17 protein-coding genes, 1 tRNA gene and 2 pseudogenes are annotated in these 20,271 nt (G+C 59.6%); 13 read left to right on the top strand and 7 right to left on the bottom strand.

Features of this window, described 5'->3' with window-relative positions; genetic code table 11:
* The first annotated feature begins 23 nt into the window (after window positions 1–23).
* Entirely contained in the window at window positions 24–602 is a 579-nt protein-coding gene (locus L8V22_RS06695; protein WP_238801657.1) for an LURP-one-related/scramblase family protein, read from the top strand.
* Between the two features lie 89 nt (window positions 603–691).
* Here the strand turns inward: L8V22_RS06695 and L8V22_RS06690 are convergent.
* From L8V22_RS06690 to L8V22_RS06670, 5 genes and pseudogenes are all read right to left on the bottom strand, one after another.
* A pseudogene (locus L8V22_RS06690) lies at window positions 692–1,107 on the bottom strand (DDE-type integrase/transposase/recombinase).
* A 93-nt stretch (window positions 1,108–1,200) separates the two neighbouring features.
* The gene (locus L8V22_RS06685; RefSeq protein ID WP_238801656.1) at window positions 1,201–3,423 is read right to left on the bottom strand and encodes a copper-translocating P-type ATPase; all 2,223 of its coding nucleotides are present in this window, start codon (window positions 3,421–3,423) and stop codon (window positions 1,201–1,203) included.
* 51 nt (window positions 3,424–3,474) lie between these two features.
* The gene (locus L8V22_RS06680; RefSeq protein WP_238801655.1) at window positions 3,475–3,801 is read right to left on the bottom strand and encodes a heavy-metal-associated domain-containing protein; all 327 of its coding nucleotides are present in this window, start codon (window positions 3,799–3,801) and stop codon (window positions 3,475–3,477) included.
* Window positions 3,802–3,939: 138 nt separating this feature from the next.
* Complete coding sequence (locus L8V22_RS06675) at window positions 3,940–5,067, bottom strand: sensor histidine kinase (RefSeq protein ID WP_238801654.1); 1,128 nt, start codon at window positions 5,065–5,067, stop codon at window positions 3,940–3,942.
* Window positions 5,064–5,786, bottom strand: a complete 723-nt coding sequence (locus L8V22_RS06670; RefSeq protein WP_238801653.1) for a response regulator transcription factor — start codon at window positions 5,784–5,786, stop codon at window positions 5,064–5,066. The genes L8V22_RS06675 and L8V22_RS06670 overlap by 4 nt, the downstream gene beginning before the upstream one ends.
* Window positions 5,787–6,190: 404 nt before the next feature.
* On the opposite strand from L8V22_RS06670, the gene L8V22_RS06665 reads away from it, so the two are divergent.
* Both L8V22_RS06665 and L8V22_RS06660 read left to right on the top strand, forming a co-directional pair.
* Complete coding sequence (locus tag L8V22_RS06665; protein ID WP_238801652.1) at window positions 6,191–6,760, top strand: CueP family metal-binding protein; 570 nt, start codon at window positions 6,191–6,193, stop codon at window positions 6,758–6,760.
* 71 nt (window positions 6,761–6,831) lie between these two features.
* Window positions 6,832–8,313, top strand: coding sequence for a multicopper oxidase family protein (locus L8V22_RS06660; protein WP_238801651.1), 1,482 nt, complete (start codon window positions 6,832–6,834; stop codon window positions 8,311–8,313).
* Here L8V22_RS06660 and L8V22_RS06655 read toward each other — a convergent pair.
* Complete coding sequence (locus tag L8V22_RS06655; protein ID WP_238801714.1) at window positions 8,304–8,456, bottom strand: hypothetical protein; 153 nt, start codon at window positions 8,454–8,456, stop codon at window positions 8,304–8,306. The genes L8V22_RS06660 and L8V22_RS06655 overlap by 10 nt on opposite strands.
* A 220-nt stretch (window positions 8,457–8,676) precedes the next feature.
* Between L8V22_RS06655 and L8V22_RS06650 the strand changes: the two are divergent.
* Window positions 8,677–9,053, top strand: a pseudogene (locus L8V22_RS06650) (IS6 family transposase); the annotation flags it as partial.
* Window positions 9,054–9,423: 370 nt separating this feature from the next.
* The gene (locus L8V22_RS06645; RefSeq protein ID WP_238801650.1) at window positions 9,424–10,626 is read left to right on the top strand and encodes an IS481 family transposase; all 1,203 of its coding nucleotides are present in this window, start codon (window positions 9,424–9,426) and stop codon (window positions 10,624–10,626) included.
* A 50-nt stretch (window positions 10,627–10,676) separates the two neighbouring features.
* Here L8V22_RS06645 and L8V22_RS06640 read toward each other — a convergent pair.
* Window positions 10,677–10,764: transfer RNA gene (locus L8V22_RS06640), tRNA-Leu, on the bottom strand.
* A gap of 199 nt (window positions 10,765–10,963) precedes the next feature.
* On the opposite strand from L8V22_RS06640, the gene L8V22_RS06635 reads away from it, so the two are divergent.
* The 8 genes from L8V22_RS06635 (at window position 10,964) to crgA (ending at window position 20,160) form a co-directional block, all read left to right on the top strand.
* The gene (locus L8V22_RS06635; protein WP_238801872.1) at window positions 10,964–11,797 is read left to right on the top strand and encodes a DUF3662 and FHA domain-containing protein; all 834 of its coding nucleotides are present in this window, start codon (window positions 10,964–10,966) and stop codon (window positions 11,795–11,797) included.
* Between the two features lie 25 nt (window positions 11,798–11,822).
* Window positions 11,823–12,275 (top strand): FHA domain-containing protein FhaB/FipA, encoded by a 453-nt coding sequence (locus L8V22_RS06630; protein ID WP_005329668.1) that lies wholly within the window; start codon window positions 11,823–11,825, stop codon window positions 12,273–12,275.
* Entirely contained in the window at window positions 12,272–13,636 is a 1,365-nt protein-coding gene (locus L8V22_RS06625; RefSeq protein ID WP_238801873.1) for a PP2C family protein-serine/threonine phosphatase, read from the top strand. The genes L8V22_RS06630 and L8V22_RS06625 overlap by 4 nt, the downstream gene beginning before the upstream one ends.
* Window positions 13,637–13,639: 3 nt before the next feature.
* Window positions 13,640–14,992: an FtsW/RodA/SpoVE family cell cycle protein gene (locus L8V22_RS06620; protein WP_238801874.1), complete on the top strand. Its 1,353-nt coding sequence runs from the start codon at window positions 13,640–13,642 to the stop codon at window positions 14,990–14,992.
* On the top strand, window positions 14,989–16,419 hold the full coding sequence (locus L8V22_RS06615) for a penicillin-binding transpeptidase domain-containing protein (protein WP_238801875.1): 1,431 nt from the start codon (window positions 14,989–14,991) through the stop codon (window positions 16,417–16,419). The genes L8V22_RS06620 and L8V22_RS06615 overlap by 4 nt, the downstream gene beginning before the upstream one ends.
* Window positions 16,419–17,864 carry a serine/threonine-protein kinase gene (locus L8V22_RS06610; protein WP_238801876.1) on the top strand — a complete coding sequence of 482 codons (1,446 nt, stop codon included), beginning with the start codon at window positions 16,419–16,421 and terminating at the stop codon, window positions 17,862–17,864. Before L8V22_RS06615 ends, L8V22_RS06610 begins: the two co-directional genes overlap by 1 nt.
* Window positions 17,865–17,867: 3 nt before the next feature.
* Complete coding sequence (gene pknB / locus L8V22_RS06605) at window positions 17,868–19,826, top strand: Stk1 family PASTA domain-containing Ser/Thr kinase (protein WP_238801877.1); 1,959 nt, start codon at window positions 17,868–17,870, stop codon at window positions 19,824–19,826.
* 64 nt (window positions 19,827–19,890) lie between these two features.
* Window positions 19,891–20,160, top strand: a complete 270-nt coding sequence (crgA, locus tag L8V22_RS06600; protein WP_238801878.1) for a cell division protein CrgA — start codon at window positions 19,891–19,893, stop codon at window positions 20,158–20,160.
* Window positions 20,161–20,271: the final 111 nt, after the last annotated feature.

Below are 20,271 nucleotides of genomic sequence, written 5' to 3'. Positions count from 1 at the left end.
CCAGCTTCCCTACAGTGGCTGGCATGACGCAAAATTTATTCACACTTGACGAGCTCGTAATTACCCAGACCAAGTCCTTCCTCAACGATCAGTTCATGATCACCGATATCGACGGCACCCCTGTGGGCACGATCCTTCAGTCCACCAGCCTAAAAGACATGGTGCTGAAATCCTCCCGCAGCTTGGAGGTTGCCATCACGGATGCCGAGGGCAATCCCCTCCAAACGGTCATGACGATTTCGGACCCGCCGAATTTTCTGCGGGATACCTACGAGGTGCACTTGCCGGGAATCGAGCAACCCATGGCTGTTATTACCAAGCGTTTCTCCATGCTCAAAACAAAATTAGACTTGACCATGGAGGGCTTTGCCGACGTCGAAATTCACGGCGACTTCTGGGATTGGAACCTTTCCATAACTTCAGAAGATCGCCTGCTTGCTGACGTCTCTAACGAATGGACTGGCATGGGTAATTTCTTCATGGGCAAAAACACGTACCGCCTGCGCATCACGCCGGGCCTCAATGAGCAACATCACGCCGCCATCATCGGCGCCGTGATGAGCATGGATATGCTGCGCACCAAGCAAAAGAACAGCGACTAGGAAAATAAAAAGGTGTTGTTGCAAAGTTGGGCGGAGAGCAGTGAAGACTCAGTTTCTCATTCCCTGATGGCCGCTGCGTGTGGGCGTTGTTAGGCCGTCTCGAAGACCTGGTTGACGATCACCGCGTCCGGGTTCGAGTGCCCGTAGGCAAACATTGCGCCTTGCCCTTTCCACAATGAGTGCATCGCCTCTATCCCTTTCAACGTCCGATATGCAGATGTCCGGTTCTTAAACGCGCCTTTCGGCCCGAGGATCCGCTTCAGCCGACCATGGTCGCCTTCCAGGATGTTGTTGAGGTATTTCACCTGCCGGTACCACCGTGTTTGCTTGTCCAGCTCAAGGGCGTATTTCTGGACCCAGCGGTAGATCGTGGTGTGATCGACCGGCACGCCCCACTCGGTCATCATTTCCTCCAGACCGCGGTAGCTCACCCCGTAGCGGCAGTACCACCCACTGCCCACAGAATGATGCCACGGGGAAAATGACAACCGGAGAAGATACCCATGGCTGTGATTACATCACGTCGCCCTTCCTACTGCCCCAACTTTGCAACAGCACCTTTCAGGGTCATATGGGGGCAGTGGAGAGAAGTGGTGGATCAGTGAACGGCGGTGGATGCCGGAGTAGGCGTGGTGTGTTCCTCCTTCGACTCGGTCGGAGCCAGGCGAGCCGGATCCAGATCAATGCGGCGCAGCAGCTGGGCGTTCAGGGCCACCACGATGGTCGAGGCAGACATCAAGATCGCGCCCACGGCCGGGGACAGCACGAACCCGATCGAGGCGAGCACTCCGGCAGCCAACGGCACGGCGAGGATGTTGTAGCCAGAGGCCCAGATCAGGTTCTGGATCATCTTGCGGTAGCTGGCCTGGGACAGCTCAATCATCGACAGCACTGCCCGCGGGTCATCACTGGCTAGGACCACCCCGGCAGATTCCATGGCCACATCCGTGCCGGCACCGATGGCGATACCGACGTCCGCGCGGGTCAGAGCGGGGGCGTCATTGACACCGTCACCGACCATGGCCACGCTCAAACCCCGGTCCTGCAGCTGCGTGACCTTGGTGTCTTTGTCCTGGGGCAGGACCTCGGCGAAGACCTCATCAATGCCTAGGTCCTGACCAACCGCCTGGGCCACCTGCTGCGCGTCGCCGGTGATCATCGCGACCTTCACCCCGCGGTCCTGCAGGGCTTTCACGGCGGCGCGGGATTCGGGGCGGATCTTGTCCTCGACGGCCACCGCACCGATGATCTGACCGTCGCGGACAATATGGAGCACACCGGCCCCACGCCCGGTCCAGGCGCTGGTGGTGTCGGTGAGCTCGGCCGGGGTGGTGAGGTTGAACTCGCGCAGCATGTTCGGCCCGCCCACGAGGATCTCAGCGCCATCGACAGTGGCCCGAACCCCCCGGCCGGACGCGGCGCTGAAACCAGTTGCACGGACTTGCCGACGGGAGGCCGCGGGATGGGCGGCCGCGGCCGCCACGATGGCGCGGGCCACAGGGTGCTCGCTGTCGGCCTCCGCGGCGGCGGCCAGGGCCAGCAGCTCGCCCTCGGTAACGCCGACAGCTGCCGCGACACCGGTGACCGCGTGCGCACCCTCGGTCAGGGTGCCGGTTTTGTCGAAGAGCACCACATCGATGGTGCGCATCTGCTCGAGCGCCATCCGGTCCTTGATGAGCACTCCGGATTTCGCGGCCCGCTCGCTGGAGATCGCAATGACCAGCGGAATCGCCAGGCCCAGGGCATGCGGGCAGGCGATGACCAGCACCGTGACCGTGCACACCACGGCATCGTCCGGGCTGCCGATAATGGTCCACACCACCGCGGTGGTCAGAGCGGAGATCAGCGCGAACCAGAACAACAACGCCGCCGCGCGATCCGCCAGGGCCTGGGCCCGGGAGGAGGACTCCTGGGCGTCGGCAACCATGCGTTGGATCCCGGCCAAGGCGGTGTCCCCGCCGGTAGCCTCCACCCGGATGCGGACGGTGTTGTCGGTGGCCACGGTACCGGCGACCACCTTGTCACCGGTGTCGCGGAAGACGGGACGGGATTCGCCGGTGATCATCGCCTCATCGAATTCGGCGGCTCCGTCGAGGATGGTTCCGTCGACCGGCACCCGGGCACCGGCCCTCACCAGCACGACGTCGTCGACGACCAGCTCGGAGATGGCCACGGTGCGGGTGGTTCCGTCGATGACTTTCTCGGCCTCATCCGGCAGCAGGGCAGCCAGCGCATCAAGCGCGGAGGACGCGGCCCCGAGAGCGGACATCTCCAGCCAGTGGCCCAGCAGCATGATGGTCACCAGCAGGGCCAGCTCCCACCAGAAGTCCAGCTCAAAACCGCCCAGCCCCAGAGTGGTGACCCAGGAGGCGACAAACGCCACGGTGATGGCCATGGCGATCAGGAGCATCATCCCGGGTTGGCGGGATTTCAGTTCTTTCCATCCGCCCTTGAGGAAAGGCGTTCCGCCGTAGGCGAAGATGATCGTGCCCAGCACCGGGGGGATCCAGGTGGATCCGGGGAATGCCGGGAGGTGGTAGCCGAGCAGGTGGGCGACCATGGGGCTGAAAATAACGACGGGAATGGACAGAATCAGAGACCACCAGAAGCGGTCCCGAAACATTGCGGTGCTGTGTCCGGCGTGTTCGCCGTGACCATGAACGTGGTGGTCTTCGTCCAGGGCGGAGTGCGGGTGATCGTGGGGCATCGCCTGGCCGTGGGTGTCGGCATCCGCGTGGTGTTCGTGGCTAGCATGATCCGGGTGGTGAGTGTGGTCTGTTTCCGGAGCGGGGTGATCACCGAAATGGTGGGGAGTGCTCATGACGTTCCTTTCGCTCAACCCGGTCGGGGTCGAGATGATGGGTAAAACTGATCAGGATAAGACGGTGTAGCCGGCCTCCTCGATGGCCCGGCGAACCATCTCCGGAGGTACGACACCGGTGACCGTGACGGTGGAAACACCACCAGCAGCGAGATCAATCTGGACGTCGTCGACCTGGGGGAGAGTCTGAAGGGCCTGGGTCACGCTTTTCGCGCAGTGCCCGCAGGTCAGGCCGGTGACCTGGTAGCTAGGGGAGGACCCTCCTGCTGACGAGTCGCTGGCGGCAGGGATGGAGGCAGTGTCTGCACGTGAGGCAGGTCCGCAACAGCTGCAACCGTGGGAGGCCATCGGCAAAAGGCGGGGCGGGGAGGTGATCATGGAAAAGCTCCTTCGGTTCGGTGGGGTGCGGCGATGCCGCCCTCTAGCGTATACCCCCAGGGGGTATATTTTCAGCATACCCCCCGGGGTATATTTTCAAGGGTGGAGGGCGCGGCCCTCACGCGGGGCAGGGTGTGGTCACCGAGCAGCCTCCTCACTGTCGGGAGGGGACAGCGGGAGGTGGAGGGCAAACACCGCTCCGCGACCGGGTCCGGGGGAGGTGGCTGTGAGAGTGCCGCCGTGGGCCTCGATCAATGCCTTGGAGATGGTCAGACCGATACCGGCCCCGGCGGCGTCCCGGCTGCGGGCGGCATCCCCCCGGTAGAAGCGTTCGAAGATGTGTCCGATCTGGTCAGATGGGATGCCCTCGCCGTCATCGGCGACGTGGATGAGCGCGGTGGACGCCCCCTGTCGGTGGACGCTGATCCGGACCTGCCCGCCGGCCGGGGTGTGCCGTAGCGCGTTCGACAGGAGATTGCTCATCACCTGGCCGAAGCGTTGCCGGTCCACGAGCACCCGGGCGGTGTCTGTAATGGTCTCGACCTGTAAATCGACGCCTTTGTCAGCATAAGCTTCCCCCGCGGCAGCAGCGGCGGTATGGAGCAGATTCCCGAGCCCTTCCTCCGCCAGGTCCAAATCGATCCGGTGTTCCTGGGCCCGGGAGACATCGTCGATGTCTTCCATCAACCGGGTCAGGCGGGTGAGTTGGTCAGCCATGATCGTGTGGGTGGCATTATTCCAGTCCACGACCCCGTCCTGGAGACCATCGAGGTAGACCGTGAGCACCGATAAGGGGGTGCCCATTTCGTGGGCCAGATCAGAGAGCATCTGGCGGCGGACCTGTTCGGTGTGTTCCAGCCGGTCGGCCATGGTGTTGAAGGCATGCGCCAGGGTGGTGACCTCGGGGCCTGCTTTTCCGGCGGGCACGCGGATACGGGAGTTGCCGGCCGTCAGATTGGTAGCGGCGCGGGTGAGATCCTGCAGGGGGGTGCGCAGACGACGCGATAACCACAGGCTGGCCAGCAGGGCGCTGATCAAGGCGGTGGGAAGGGCGACGGCCAGAGTGATCAGGTTGGCGCCCCGGTAGGCCTGCTCGGCATGGAACAGCTCCAGCGAGGGGTCCTCCCGGCCGGTCATCAACATATGATCATGGAACAGGGTCGGGCCCACCATCGTGGCCACGGCCGCGGCCACCAGCAGGCTAATCACCACGACCAACACCTGGGCGGCCAGGAAGCGGAAGGTCAGGCCGGGTCCGTGATTCATGGCTGCCCCACCCGGTAGCCCACGCCACGCACGGTGTCGATAAACCCCCGGCCCTGGGTGTCGGTGCCGAGCTTGCGACGCAAGTTGCCGATGTGGACATCGACGATGCGTTCATCACCGACCCAGGTGGTGTCCCAGACCTCGGTGACCAGGTCGTGGCGGGTCAGCACCTGGCCGGGGCGCAGGGCCAGGGCAACCAGCAGCTCGAACTCCGTGCGGGTGAGCTCCACGGTCGTCTCCCCCACCCGCACCTGATGGGCGACGGGGTCAAGGATGAGGTCACCAACGATCAAGGGGGTGGTCACCTGCGGTGGGGTGGTGCTGGTGCGCGGGCGGCGCAGCACCGCATGCACTCGGGTCACCAGTTCCCGGATGCTAAAAGGTTTGGTGATGTAGTCATCCGCCCCCAGGGTCAAACCGCTGATCTTGTCGTCCTCGCTGCCTCGCGCGGTGAGCATGAGGATGTAGCAGTCCGAGAAGGTGCGGATCCGTCGGCACACCTCCAGGCCGTCGAGTTCGGGCAGCCCCAGATCCAGCACCACAACATCGGGGGAAAAGCGACGGGCGTCGTCCACGGCCTGGGTACCGGTGTGCGCCTGGCGGGTATCGAAGCCGGCCCGGATGAGGTAGGAGGCCACCATCTGAGCCAGGGGTTTTTCATCATCGACGACCAGCACCCGCCCCGGGGGCGTGGCGGTGGTCGGTGTGCGGTCAGCCATAGACCCCAGTATCGCTCCGGTGAGGGGGGAATACCAGCCTCGCTCAGTGCCCGGCGGGGAAATCTTCATCCAATCTTCAAACATCACCCTTCGACCGCCGTCGCCCCTGTGCCCCACCCCGGGCCAGCGGCATCGCCTCCCCTGGTCGGTTTAGCAGGCGCCACCAGGGATTTCACTGCCTGCACCGAATACCCGGGGCGGGTAGAAGGACATCGCCCACGGCTGTGGGGTGGTGTCCCGGTGGTGACCCAGCCCACCGAGTCCACCCCCTTTTCGCCCTGTTATAAGGCTGTGAGCAGGGTTTTTGATTTCTAGTCCGTCAGGCACCCGTGCTAGATAAAGGTATGGCATCGACCTTGAGGCGGTGTCTTCTCACGGTCTTACCACGATCCAAGGAGATTGACGTGAAACGAGCAGCGATCGCAGCCGCCGCCCTCGCCCTCACGGGGTGTTCGGCCGCCGACCCGGAACCCGCCGCCGACGGGACGGTGCCCCAGGATACATTCCTGACTACCCATGGCCTGGCCGCCATGGACGCGGTGGAGATCATTAATCACCTCGACCGGCAGAAGGTCACTGAGCGTCCAACGGATCTGATCGCCTCAGTACGTGCCGATGAACTGCTGCTCTCGAGCGATGACCAGGAAGTCGTGGTCGATCTTCCCGACAATCAGACGTATGTCTCGATCGCACCCTATCTCATCTCCACCCACGACTGCTTCTACCACAGCCTCACGACCTGCCTGGGGGAACTCGACAATGAGGATATCCAGGTCACGATCACCGATGAGGCGACCGGTGAGGTGCTGGTGGACGAGGCGACAACCACCTTCGACAACGGGTTTATTGGCTTCTGGCTTCCCGATGATGCCACCGGTCTGATTGAGGTCAGCTACCAGGGGCGTACCGGCACCACGGAGTTTTCCACCGCCGACGACGGTGCCACCTGTGTCACAGACCTGCACCTGACGTGATGGCTCAGCCGGGTCCTCACCTGCGCCTGTCTCCCGTATCACTGAAATCTAACACTAAGGAAGGTTAAATCATGATAAACGGATTTTCCCGACGACAGTTTCTGCTCGGCGGGCTCGTCCTCGCCGGCACCGGGGCCGTGGCCGCCTGCACCAGCGACCCTGGACCCGCTGCCTCGGCACCAGGTTCCTCCCTTCGCCCCACTCCCACCCCCACTGCGCTCGGTGAGCCGACGGTGCGCCGGACACTGACCGCCCGGCCCCTCTCTCTGGATATCGGCGGTATCGAAGCCAAGACGTGGGGATACGTCTCTGACACCGGGGATGCGGCCATTGAGGCCACCGCCGGCGACGTCCTCCAGGTCGATATCACCAATGAACTGCCTGAGAGCACCTCCATCCACTGGCATGGCATCGCACTCCACAACGCAGCCGACGGTGTGCCCGGCATGACCCAGGACCCCATTGAACCTGGCGAGTCTTTCTCCTATGTTTTTGAAGTCCCCCACGGTGGCACCTACTTCTACCATTCCCACTCCGGCCTGCAGCTTGATCGCGGCCTCCACGCCCCACTGATCGTCCGTGACCCGCAAGACGCTGAGGACCAGGACGTCGAGTGGACCATCGTGCTCGACGACTGGGTCGATGGCATTCAGGGCACTCCCGACGATGAGCTCGACAAGCTCACCGGAATGGGTTCGGGCGACCATAACGGGAAGAAGGGGATGGGAGGTCACGGCCATATGATGCACAGCACCCCGGACCGGGTACTGGGCGGGGATGCCGGCGATGTGATGTATCCGCACTACCTCATCAACGGACGTATCCCCCGTGCTCACCGGACCTTCGAGGCTCGCCCGGGCGACAAGGCCCGCCTGCGGTTTATCAACTCCGGCAGTGACACCATCTTCAAGGTGGCCCTCGGTGGTCACCGCATGACCGTCACCCACACCGACGGCTTCCCCGTCCAGCCCCGGGAGACCGAATCGATCTACCTGTCGATGGGCGAGCGTGTCGACGTCGAGGTCATCCTCGGCGACGGCATCTTCCCGCTCACGGCTTTGGCGGTGGGTAAGGACGACCGCGCCTTCGCCGTCATCCGCACCGCCGGCGGCCAAGCCCCCCACCCCGATGTCGACTTCCCCGAGTTGTCGTCCACCGGACTGCTTCTGTCCTCCCTGAAGCCAGCAGACCGTGCACTCCTGCCCGAGGACACACCAGACCGAGAAGTCAGCATCGACCTGGGCGGGCAGATGATGCCATATGAATGGAGCATTCTCACCGACGGCCAATCCTCCTCCGCGACCGTGCAGGAGGGCCAGCGCCTGCGGATGGTCATGCGCAACAGGACCATGATGCCCCATCCCATGCACATCCACGGCCACACGTGGGCGCTGCCCGGCAGCGGCGGGCTACGCAAGGACACCGTCCTCCTCCGCCACGGTGAAACCATGATCGCCGACCTGATCGCTGACAACCCCGGTGAGTGGGCATTTCACTGCCATAACGCCTATCACATGGCAACCGGGATGCTCAGCTCGCTTCGCTACGAGTAACCCCCACAGCAGGGTTGAGTGCCGAGGTGGGCGGGAGTGTCCCCCCGAGTAGTGGACACGGCGTTGGTGTCAGGGTTGAGCAGTGTGTGCCAGGAGTCGACGGGATTGAAGTATGCGTCAGCGCGCACGGCAGCAAGTTCAATGATGCGGTCGTAACGCTTGTTAAAGCCGGTGGTTTCGGTATCAATGAAGGCAAAGACCGGCTTGCCCGGTGTGCGCGGGGCGTAGCGGTTGAGGAGGTTTTCTAAAAGCCCATGGCCCCAAGCCTAGAGGCCCGTACCGACATGCCCGCCTAAACGCTATCGAAAAGGTGCTGTTGCAAAGTTGGGGCAGTAGGAAGGGCGACGTGAAATAGTCACAGCCATGGGTATCTTCTCCGGTTGTCATTTTCCCCGTGGCATCATTCTGTGGGCAGTGGGTGGTACTGCCGCTACGGGGTGAGCTACCGCGATCTGGAGGAAATGAGGACCGAGCGGGGCGTGCCAGTCGATCACATCACGATCTACCGCTGGGTCCAGAAATACGCCCCTGAGCTGGACAAGCAAACACGGTGGTACCGGCAGGTACCTGACTGGCAGGCCAGTTCCTGGCGGGTGGATGAGACCTATATCCGGGTCGGCGACAGGTGGTGCTACCTCTATCGGGCGATCACCGCCGGTGGCCAGACCCTGGACTTTTACCTCTCTTCGAAGCGAAACGTGGCTGCAGCGAAGCGTTTCCTGGCCAAGGCCGTCAGATCAAGACAAGACAACAAGCAAGATGAGTTGTTGACACCATCGAAAACAAAAGTACGAAAGCCGAGAGCGGGAGTTAGGAAGTAAATCCCCACACTTGCAATCCTCGACCGCTAAAGTTCAGAAAAACAAAGAAACCGGAGGTCAGGAACCCTTTCGAGTTTGTTACCTCCGGTGTCGCAGTTTGTACAACTGCTCATGGTGCCCGGGGCGGTGTCTGGTTCCATGACATCGTTCCGCATGTCTTATGAGATCGTTCCGGTCTAACCAGCACTAATGTCTCATTACATCGATCCGGTAGAAAACTCTGAAGTTAAAACTGCCCGGCCGCGACAAAAAGTGATGTCTCGAGACATCGATCCTCCATGCTTTAAAAATGGAGCAGAAATCAAAACCAAGCCCAAAAATCATCATCGAAACCATGCTTGCTACCGGCATGACTCAAGCCGAAGCAGCTGACCATTTCGGCGTCAGCACCAGATGGATCCGAACACTTCAAGCCCGCTACCGAGAAGGCGGAATTAACTCTCTAAAACCACGCTCTAAACGCCCGCGCACTAATCCTCGAGCGCTCAACCCCAGCACTGTCGACCGCATACTTAAACTGCGCCAGGACCTCACAGAACGCGGCACTAACGCCGGAGCCCATACAATTCGCTGGCACCTGCAGCAAGAGGGAATCGACCCACCACCAGCACCATCCACAATCCACCGAGTGCTCGCAAACAACGGTCACGTCATCGCCCAACCACAAAAGCGTCCTCACAGCTCATGGATACGATTTCAAGCAGATCAACCCAACGAAACATGGCAAATGGACTACAGTGACTGGACCATCGCAGGTCACAAGCGAGTAGCTATCCTCACCATCTTGGACGACCATTCCCGGTTCATCATCTCCTGCTGTGCCTACAACAATGCCACCGTGGGAAACGTCATAGAAAGCTTCATTAATGCAGGCCAGACACACGGCTACCCCCAGTCCACCCTCACCGACAACGGCCGAGCATTTACAACCAGCACAGACCGGACAAACCCCGCGCGAAACGGATTCGAGCAACTGCTCATAGACCTAGGAATCAAGCAGAAAAACGGTAAACCCTACCACCCCCAGACACAAGGAAAAGTTGAACGCTTCCACTACACCCTTAAACTAGCTCTAGCAAGCAAAACACCAGCTCAAAGTCTCGATGAACTCAACTCTCAGCTAAAAGAAATCATCGAATACTACAACCACAAACGTCCCCATAGAGCCCTAAACAGAACCACCCCCGCAGAAGCCTACACAGCACTGCCCAAAGCTCTCCCAGCAGACATCAAACCAGACCACGACTACCGCCTACGCACCGACAAAGTAGGCACCAACGGCAAGACAACCCTGCGATGGGGTGGCAAACTACGCCGCCTCTACATCGGGCGCCGATGGGGCGGCGAACCAATCACCATGGTCTGCATCGACAACCGCGTAAACATCAAAATAACGGCCACTGGGGCACAAATCGCTGCCTACACACTCGCCGAAGAAAAGATCTATTACAACAAGAAAGACAACGAACTTGACCCTCAACGGGACAACTGAAAAACGAAAAATCTCGAGACACCATAGGAACGATGTCTCGAGACTTCACATGGTGCCCGGGGCGGGACTTGAACCCGCACGTTCTTATCGAACACTGGCACCTGAAGCCAGCGCGTCTGCCAATTCCGCCACCCGGGCAGGGTGTGGTTGTCTTAGCGACTTGATAAAGATACCACGAAAATCGCTCAGAACTACAAATCTGCAGGAAAAGTAAACTATTTCGGTGATGATGCAGCGAAATTTCTGGGAACTTTCGCCTCGCCATCTACGTTTCAAGGGGGTGGACAAACTATACTGATCGCTACTGATCGCTGCATGGTGGAAAGGAGAATGGCTCGTGGCGTTTTTGGAAAAGCTGGCGAAGCTGGACTCCGCCATGCAACGCGGCCTTGATAATGGCATGGCACTTGTCTTCGGCGGCAAGGTCGTTCCCGCGGAGATTGATGAGCTTTTGAAGCAAGAGGCTCAAGACAATCTCGCGCGCGGCGACGATGACAATCTTTATAGTCCAAACGTGATGACTGTAGGTGTCTCCTCCAAGGATTTGGAGAACTTGTCGCAGGATCGCAATCTGCCGGCCGATTGTGCAGACCAGTTGACGCGCTTCATTCGCAATAGCGGATGGTCCCTCGCGGGCCCCGTGATTGTGCGAGTGGCAGAAGAATCTGGTTTGCGCACGGGTCAGCTTCGCGTGTCGTCGTTTATTGATCACGAGCCCACGGAAGAGACCGGTTTTGAGGCTATTTTCCACGACTTTAATGGTCAGGAGGACCAAATGACCGAGCAGCACGAGAATACGGCTGATGACGCGGTAACTACCGCTTTCATTGCTCCAGATAGTCAACCCGCCCCGCAACAGCAGGGCCCAGCAGTCAACCTGATGCTGCAGGATGGCTCTTCCCGCGTTTACCACGTGCAGGAAGGCTCCAATATTATCGGCCGCAGCAACGACGCCGACCTGCGGCTGCCGGATACGGGCGTATCCCGCCAGCACGCGGAGATTACCTGGAACGGCCAGGATGCGGTTTTAGTGGATTTGCAGTCCACCAACGGCACCACGGTGAATGAAACGCCGATTGATAATTGGCTGCTTGCCGATGGCGATGTGATCACCATGGGCCATTCCCACATCGAGGTTCGCATCACGGGCCTTGATTCACACAGCTACTAAGTTCAGTTAAGGAAGGGAGGTCGCCATGGATGCAGTCATCATGCTGGCGCTTCGCATCGGCTTGTTGGCTCTGCTCTGGATTTTTATCCTGGTGGCCTTGAACGCCATGCGCCGCGATACCAATAAATCCGCCGGGGCTATCCGCCAGCAGTCGAAGAAGGTGGGGGCACCGCGGCGTCGGGAAGCGATTAAGCAGCTGTCCATCGTTGAGGGCCCCTTGCAGGGATCCCACATGGAATTGGGCACATTGGAAGACTGCACGCTGGGCCGAGCTTCTGATTGCGACTTTGTCACGGGCGATGATTATTCTTCTGGCCACCATGCCCGGCTATTCCGCCGCGGTAGCGAATGGGTAGTAGAGGATTTGGAATCTCGCAATGGCACCTTTGTCAATGGGGTGCGCATCGACCAACCCGAGGTAGTCGGCGCGGACTCCGAAATTAAGCTGGGCCGCACTACCGTGAGGTTGAACGCATGACACTGAAGCTGAACTTCTTTGCTAAGTCCGATCGCGGCCTCATTCGCGATAACAACGAGGACTCAGGCTACGCCGGTCCTCACCTTTTGATCTTGGCCGATGGCATGGGTGGCCACGCGGCAGGCGAGGTTGCCTCCGAACTGATGGTCAACCACCTAGAAATCTTGGATCAAGATCCGGGCCAGGAAGACACCACGGCGCTACTAGTAGCGGCCGCTGAGCAGGCCAATGAGGCCATTAGTGACCACGTCAAGGCCCATCCAGAAACCGAAGGTATGGGTACGACGCTGACCACCATGCTCTTCAACGGCACGGATTTCGGCGTCTGCCACGTAGGTGATTCCCGCGGCTACCTGTTGCGCGACGGCAAACTCGAGCAGATCACCAAGGATGATACCTACGTGCAATCCTTGGTGGATAAGGGCGAACTGGACCCAGGCGACGTCTCTTCGCACCCGCAAAAGTCTCTCATCCTAAAGGCCTATACGGGCCGCCCGGTCGAAGCAACGCTGTTTACCCTCGAAGCCAAACCGGGCGATCGCATCCTGCTATGCTCCGATGGTCTTTCGGATCCCGTAACCGCGTCCACCATTGAAACCGCACTGGGGCAGGGCAGCATTGAGCAGGCAGGATCCGCCCTGGTAGATCTAGCCATCCGCTCCGGAGGCCCGGATAATGTCACCGTGGTTATCGGTGAAGTAATCGAGGAAAAGCCTAGGGAACAGGAACCATTCCGCGTCGGCGCCCTCGCGGGTCCGACTGAAGAGCCAACCCATCCGGATTCTTCTGCCTCGCGGGCAGCACAGCTCTCCCGCAAGCCCCAGGTAATTCCGCCAGCCGTCATGGCGGATACCGAGGACGAGCGCGAAGAGTCTACTGATGACGAAGCGGAGGAGGAAACTTCCGGCCGAAAGATCGGCTGGAAGATCCTCATTGCCTTGCTCATCGTCCTAGCGTTGGTCATCGGTGCCGGACTGTGGGCGAAGAACTTCTTGTCCAATAATTATTACGTAGCTACCAACGAGGCACAGGAAATCACCATCCAACAGGGTGCTGATTACTCCGTCTTTGGCAAGGAACTACACTCCACGAACCAATACGTGTGCATCAATGACAGCAATTCGCTCCTCTTTTCCGGCGAGCCGTGCAAGGGCGACTTTGCACCGCTAAAGGTTACGGACCTACCGGAATCTGAACGCAGCGCCGTCGACCATCTCTCCACTGGTGATCTGGGTGAGGTACAGCAGCAAGTCAATGATTTGGGCGACAAGGCGCTCAAACCATGTATCACTGCGCCGAGCCAAAAAGATAAGAAGGATGCCAAGAAAAACAAGCCTGGCGTCACCTGCCGGGAGGTGTAGGTTGTGAAAAAGTTTTTTAGCCGAGGGACCGAACTCGGCCTGCTCATCCTAGCCGCCATTGTCTTCGCTATTACCCTGGTCAGCCTGGAGCTTTCCCAGGACAACGCTCTGACCATGGACCTGGTTTATCTCATTGGCGGTTTCATTGGCGTCTTTACCGTCGCCCATCTGGTGATGTGCTTCTTAGCACCTTATGCCGATCAGATCATGCTGCCCATCGTGGCGATCCTCAATGGCATCGGGCTCATCATGTTGGCCCGCCTAGATCTGGTTAAAGAAAGCGGGCTCGCCGTGCGTCAGGTCATGTGGACCATCGTCGGACTCGTGCTCTTTGTACTGGTCTTAGCTGTTTTGAAGGATCACCGCTCGCTGACGCGCTACTCCTATATCTTGGGTGCCGCAGGCCTTGTCCTGCTGGCCCTGCCGCTGGTATGGCCGCAGCCTGCGGACGTGGAGGCACGCATCTGGATAAACTTGGGTCCGTTTTCAATCCAGCCCGGCGAGTTCTCCAAGATCTTGCTGATCTTGTTCTTTGCCATGCTGCTGACGCAGAAGCGCTCCCTATTTACCGTGGCGGGATACCGAGTACTGGGTATCTCCCTGCCGCGCTTGCGCGACCTCGCACCCATCCTGATCATTTGGGCCGTCGCGATCGTCATCATGGGTATCTCCAATGACTTCGGCCCAGCGCTGCTGCTGTTTAGCACCGTCCTTGGCATGCTGTTTATGGCCACCGGCCGGGTGAGCTGGCTGCTTATCGGCGTTGTCCTCGTCGGTGTGGGCGGTTTTGGTATTTATCAGATCTCCGCAAAAATCCAGCAACGCTTTTCTAACTTCTTAGACCCGCTCGGCAATTATGACGTCACGGGTTTCCAGCTCTCCCAGTCGCTATTCGGCTTGTCTTCCGGCGGCATCTCTGGCAGCGGCTTGGGCGAGGGGCATCCAGAACTCGTTCCGGTGGCCCACTCGGATTACATCCTTGCCGCAATAGGTGAAGAATTCGGCCTCATTGGCCTTGCCGGCGTACTGGTGCTCTTCGGTATGCTGGCCACCCGCGGCTTTGGCACTGCACTGCGCACCCGCGATACCTACGGCAAGCTGGTGGCTTCCGGTCTTTCTCTTACCTTGGCCGTGCAGGTCTTTGTGGTCACCGGCGGTATTTCTGCCCTGCTGCCGATGACCGGTTTGACCACGCCATTCATGTCTGCCGGTGGTTCCTCTCTCATGGCTAACTATGTGTTGTTGGCGATTCTGCTGCGGATCTCTAACGCGGCTCGTCGCCCCATGCAGGAGACCTCGAGCAATGCGCCGAGCGATACCTCCATGTTCCCGTCGGTCCAGGAGGCTCACCGATGAATAGATCCATCCGTCTAGTGTCCTTATTCGCCATCATTTTGACGGCCATCTTGCTGGTCAACTTGACGGTGATTCAGGCTTTTTCTGAAGATAAATATGCCCATAATCCGCGGAATATGCGCGGGTTTATGGAGATGCAGACCACCCCGCGCGGCCAGATATTTGCGGGCAATACCGTATTGGCACAGTCGACGCAGAACCCGGACGAGACCTACTCGCGCTCCTACCCCATTAATTCACCGGCCTTTGGCAACTTGACCGGCTACCTGTCTAGCCAATTTGGTGCCTCGGAACTAGAGTCCTCCCAAAATGACATCCTCAATGGCACTGATGATTCTTTAATGAAGCAAAACTGGCTCGATGCTCTAGCCGATAAGCCGAAGCAGGGTGCCAATGTAGAGGTCACCATCGATCCTGCACTCCAGCAGGCTGCTTATGATCAGCTGGTGGGCCCGGGTTACGAGGGCTCGGCGGTTGCCATTCAGCCCTCCACCGGCAAGATTCTGGCTATGGCCTCCAACCCTGGCTATAACCCGAATGATCTGATGGGTGATTCCGCCGAGGATGTTTGGGCCAGCCTGCAAGAGCAAGAGGGACAGCCGCTGGTCAACCACGCCGGTGCAGAAACGCTGCCTCCGGGTTCCATCTTCAAGATCATTACCACCGCGGCGGGCCTGAACAACGGCTTTAATCCTTCCTCCACCCTGACCGGTTCCAATGTCATTACCTTGCCAGACACGGTGACGGAGCTGACTAACTATGCCAACCAAAAGTGCAACGGCCAGGATGCGGTGACCCTGCAAACCGCCTTTGCACTGTCGTGCAATACCGCGTTTGTGGAGATGTCGGAGCAGCTCGGCGCTGATGAGTTGCGCAAGTACGCCAAGGCCTTTGGCGTAGGAGAAAACTATGACCTCGGTGTCTCCACCTCCGCCGGCACCTTGGGTGATTTGCCGGATGGGGCGGCCACGGCGCAGTCCGCCATTGGTCAGCGCGATGTCACCATGACCGCACTGCAGGCAGCCGTCATGGCAGGCACCGTGGCAAATAAGGGCACCCGCATGCAGCCCTACCTGGTCAATCGCATTACCGACGCCCAGATGAAGGACATCCGCACCACCAAACCAAAGAAGGCGGACCAGGCGGTTAACGAGGAAACCGCGGCTACGCTTACTGATTTGATGTATGCCTCGGAGCGTTCCTCCGCTGGATATGATGGCAATGGCTTTGCTTCCAAGACCGGTACCGCTGAGCATGGCGAGGGCCTAGCCCCGCACGTGTGGTACGTCGCCTTCGATCCGGAGCGGGATATTGCAGTGGGCGTCGTGGTGAAAAATGGTGGTAACTTAGGTGAGTCCGCGACGGGCGGCAAGGTTTCCGGCCCGATTGGCCGCGCTATCCTGCGCGCATACCAGGGGGAGCAGTAATGAATAGCGCCGAAAATAAGGAACATCTCCAGGCACTGATTGGCAGCGATTACGAGCTGCAGTGGGTCATCGGCCACGGCGGAATGTCCACCGTGTGGCTGGCTGATGATACCCGCAATGATCGAGAGGTCGCGCTCAAGGTTCTGCGCCCCGAATTTTCCGATAACCAGGAGTTCCTCTCGCGCTTCCGCAACGAGGCGAAATCGGCTGAATCCATTCAGTCTGAAAACGTGGTGGCCACCTATGACTACCGCGAGCTGGAGGACAACGGCCGCAAATTCTGTTTCATGGCCTTGGAATATGTCCGTGGCGAATCCCTTGCAGACCTGCTGGCGCGCGAAAATACGCTGCAGGAGGAGCTGGCTCTCGACGTCCTCGAGCAGGCCGCGCATGGCCTGTCCATCATCCACCGCATGGAGTTAGTGCACCGCGATATTAAGCCCGGCAACCTGCTTATCACCCAAAATGGCCAGGTTAAGATCACGGACTTTGGCATTGCCAAGGCAGCCGCGGCCGTGCCGCTGACTCGCACCGGCATGGTGGTGGGTACCGCGCAGTATGTATCGCCCGAACAAGCACAGGGCAAGGAGGTCACGCCGGCTTCCGACGTCTATTCGCTCGGCGTCGTTGGCTATGAAATGCTTGCCGGCAGGCGCCCCTTTACCGGAGATTCCTCCGTATCCATCGCCTTGGCCCATATCAACCAGGAGCCGGAGCCGCTATCGACGAATATCAGCGCGCCAGCTCGAGAACTCATCCGCATTGCGTTGCGCAAGGACCCTGCCACCCGTTACGCCGACGGCAACGAGTTCACTCTGGCTATCTCCGCAGTCCGCTTGGGCAAGCGCCCGCCGCAGCCTAAGTCCGCTCCGCTAGCGCAGCGCGCACCAGAACCATCGCCGTCCGCTTCGACGGAGATGCTGGGCAACGTCGCCCAACCCACCACAATCCATCCCGCAGCGGGAACCGCTCCGCAAAAGGAATCCAAGGCTGGTTCTTCTTTCCTGAAAGGCCTGGGTATCACCCTGCTCCTCGCGGCTTTAGCCGTCGGCGGTTACACCACCTATCAGAATTTGAGCGATAAAGAAAGAGAAAGCGAACCTTCCAGCACGCCGGAAACCTCGGTGGTTACGGAGTACCGCGATCCCACCACCACCCACCAAGTCACCCCGGACGAAGATACGGAGGAGGCCCCAGCACCGGTGACGGTGACAGAGACCGAGCCGCAGGAGACGGAGCAAGAAGAGACTCCGCGTACTACTCACCGTGAGACACCTACGCGCCACTCACCCACCCACCAAAAGCAGCCCCCGGCCGTACCGACGCAACAGAATCCACAGGATACGCACGTTGAAAACACACCTGAGCTGGATACTCCAGTAAACTCGCAGGCTAATGAGCTCCCCGGAGACTTGGCCGATTTACTTACACAGGAGGGTGACTAAGCGATGGTCAATGACCGCTATCGGAGAGGCGAGATCATCGGCACCGGCGGCATGTCTGAGGTCTATGCTGCCGAGGACACCGTCCTAGGCCGCCAGGTTGCGGTAAAGATGCTTCGCCCGGAAATGGCGCGCGACGTCAATTTCCGGGAGCGCTTTTACCGCGAGGCCCAGAACTCGGGCAAGCTGAATCACCCCAATATCGTGGCGGTTTATGACACCGGCGAGACCGAGCTGGATGGCATGACCATCCCATATATCGTCATGGAGCGGGTCAACGGCCGCACCTTGCGCGATATTATTCGTGAGGATGGGGCTCTGACCGCGCAGGAAGCGGCGGATATCCTCAAACCGGTAGCAGACGCCCTGCAAGCCTCGCACGAAGCCGGCATTATCCACCGCGATATCAAGCCGGCAAATATTATGCTCACCAACACCGGCCAGGTGAAGGTGATGGACTTCGGCATCGCCCGCGCCTTGGATGATTCCACCTCGGCGATGACGCAAACCTCCGCCGTTATTGGCACCGCCCAGTACCTTTCCCCGGAGCAGGCCCGCGGTAAGAATGCGGATGCCCGCTCCGATGTCTATGCGCTGGGCTGCGTACTCTATGAGGCGCTCACTGGCCATACTCCTTTTGAGGGCGAAACCCCCTTTGCAGTTGCCTACCAGCACGTGCAAGAAGAGCCGACACCACCGTCGGAGCTCATTGCGGATCCTTCACTGACTCCTACCCAGCGCGTCAATATCGATGCGGTGGTGCTTACCGCCATGGCCAAACACCCGGCGGATCGTTATCAGTCCGCCTGGGAAATGGCCGGCGATCTGGAGCGCCTGCGCAATGGACAGGTCACCGCAGCAGCGCGCATGCACGTTAATGAGGACGAGGTCGAGCAGCCTACCGAGATGGTGGGCGCCGCCGCACCCGCCGCGGCAGCGCACCGCGCACCGATTCAATCCACCCGCCCCTCCGAAGACGATGACAAGCAGGGCGGCGGCTGGATGAAGTGGTTGGCTGCCGTCCTGGTCGCCCTTCTGGTAGCTATCGTGGGCTACTTCGCCTGGGATTTCTTCTCCAATGACAAGGAGGATGCCGAAAAGCCACGCCAGACCCAATCTGCCCCGCACGACAAAATCATCGTGCCAGAGGTGGAAAACCGCCAGCGCAATGAGGTGGTTAAGGAACTCGAAGACATGGGTCTACAGGTCACCGTTAATGAAGAAGCCAACCCGGATATCCCTCGCAATAATGCCATCCGCATCAACCCCGCCCCGGGGTCCGAGCTGCAAAAGAATGCCTCGGTGACGCTGACTGTTTCCTCAGGCAAGGAGATCACTGACGTCCCGGATATCACCGGCATGACCTTGGACGAGGCCGCCCAGGCCCTCGAAAAAGCGGGCTTGGCGCTCAACTCCGATGTCTCGGAAGAAAACGATGAATCCCCCGCTGGCCAGATCATTAAGCAGGACCCAGCAGGCGGCACGCAGCTGTCCAAGGGTTCGAAGGTACGGGTGACGGTATCTAAGGGCGTCGAAAAGAAGCGCGTTCCCGATGTTGCCGGAATGGACGTCGAGGATGCCCAGAGCCGCTTGGAGTCGAATGATTTTGATGTGGACGTGCGCGAGGTGGATTCCTTAGAGCCAAAGGGCACGGTGCTCAGCGTTTCCAATCAGGGTGCGGAGCTGGAAAAGGGCAAGCCCGTTACCGTTGAGGTCTCCAATGGCATGCTCTTTAAGGCCCCTGATGTGGTGCGCAAGAATGAAAGCCAGGCCGAGGCTGCGCTGCGGGAGGCGGGCTGGACCGGCCAGTTCATTGTGGGCGAGCCGGTTCCTACCGGTGCGCTGGTAGATTCCAATAAGATTGGCTGGGCCTCTGTGAATCCAGGCGATACCATGCGTAAGGATCAAAATATTGAAATCCGCCTGTGGAATTTCGACCCCGCTGCACTTCTGCCGCAGCGATAGCTGCTGGTATCCTAAGGTCTCAGTACGAACTTAGATAAGAACTTAATTCTAGAAAAGGTATCTTATGCCGAAGTCAAAGATTTCCCAGAGCTCCTCCGTCCCTACCTCGAGCTCTGCTACCAACCGCACGCCCGTCAAGATCAATTCTGAGGGCACACCGAAGTGGTACGTCGCCATCATGCTAGGCCTGATGGTCATCGGCTTGCTGTGGCTCGTGGTCAACTACCTCGCCGGCGAGGACATCCCGTTCATGGCGGAACTCGGCCCATGGAATTATGGCATCGGTTTTGGCTTAGCCATCATCGGCCTGCTGATGACCATGGGATGGCGCTAAGCTAGACCTCCCAGCCTGCTCCCTCGCTCCCTGCTTCCTGTAGGTGGCGAGGGTTTTTCATATCTAGGAGCCACATGTTTCGCCACATTCTTGCTGCTGGCCTCATCATTT

The sequence above is a fragment of the Corynebacterium yonathiae genome, from assembly GCF_027570195.1.
Lineage (GTDB): Bacteria > Actinomycetota > Actinomycetes > Mycobacteriales > Mycobacteriaceae > Corynebacterium > Corynebacterium yonathiae.
This window is presented reverse-complemented; position numbering and strand designations above follow the sequence as displayed.

Bases quoted from the DNA above. Each gene is read 5' to 3' on its own strand.
- pknB (WP_238801877.1), top strand. From the start codon at position 17,868: ATGGTCAATGACCGCTATCGGAGAGGCGAGATCATCGGCACCGGCGGC.
- L8V22_RS06615 (WP_238801875.1), top strand. From the start codon at position 14,989: ATGAATAGATCCATCCGTCTAGTGTCCTTATTCGCCATCATTTTGACG.
- L8V22_RS06680 (WP_238801655.1), bottom strand. From the start codon at position 3,801: ATGATCACCTCCCCGCCCCGCCTTTTGCCGATGGCCTCCCACGGTTGC.
- L8V22_RS06625 (WP_238801873.1), top strand. From the start codon at position 12,272: ATGACACTGAAGCTGAACTTCTTTGCTAAGTCCGATCGCGGCCTCATT.
- L8V22_RS06695 (WP_238801657.1), top strand. From the start codon at position 24: ATGACGCAAAATTTATTCACACTTGACGAGCTCGTAATTACCCAGACC.
- L8V22_RS06685 (WP_238801656.1), bottom strand. From the start codon at position 3,423: ATGAGCACTCCCCACCATTTCGGTGATCACCCCGCTCCGGAAACAGAC.
- crgA (WP_238801878.1), top strand. From the start codon at position 19,891: ATGCCGAAGTCAAAGATTTCCCAGAGCTCCTCCGTCCCTACCTCGAGC.
- L8V22_RS06670 (WP_238801653.1), bottom strand. From the start codon at position 5,786: ATGGCTGACCGCACACCGACCACCGCCACGCCCCCGGGGCGGGTGCTG.
- L8V22_RS06630 (WP_005329668.1), top strand. From the start codon at position 11,823: ATGGATGCAGTCATCATGCTGGCGCTTCGCATCGGCTTGTTGGCTCTG.
- L8V22_RS06660 (WP_238801651.1), top strand. From the start codon at position 6,832: ATGATAAACGGATTTTCCCGACGACAGTTTCTGCTCGGCGGGCTCGTC.
- L8V22_RS06645 (WP_238801650.1), top strand. From the start codon at position 9,424: ATGGAGCAGAAATCAAAACCAAGCCCAAAAATCATCATCGAAACCATG.
- L8V22_RS06610 (WP_238801876.1), top strand. From the start codon at position 16,419: ATGAATAGCGCCGAAAATAAGGAACATCTCCAGGCACTGATTGGCAGC.
- L8V22_RS06675 (WP_238801654.1), bottom strand. From the start codon at position 5,067: ATGAATCACGGACCCGGCCTGACCTTCCGCTTCCTGGCCGCCCAGGTG.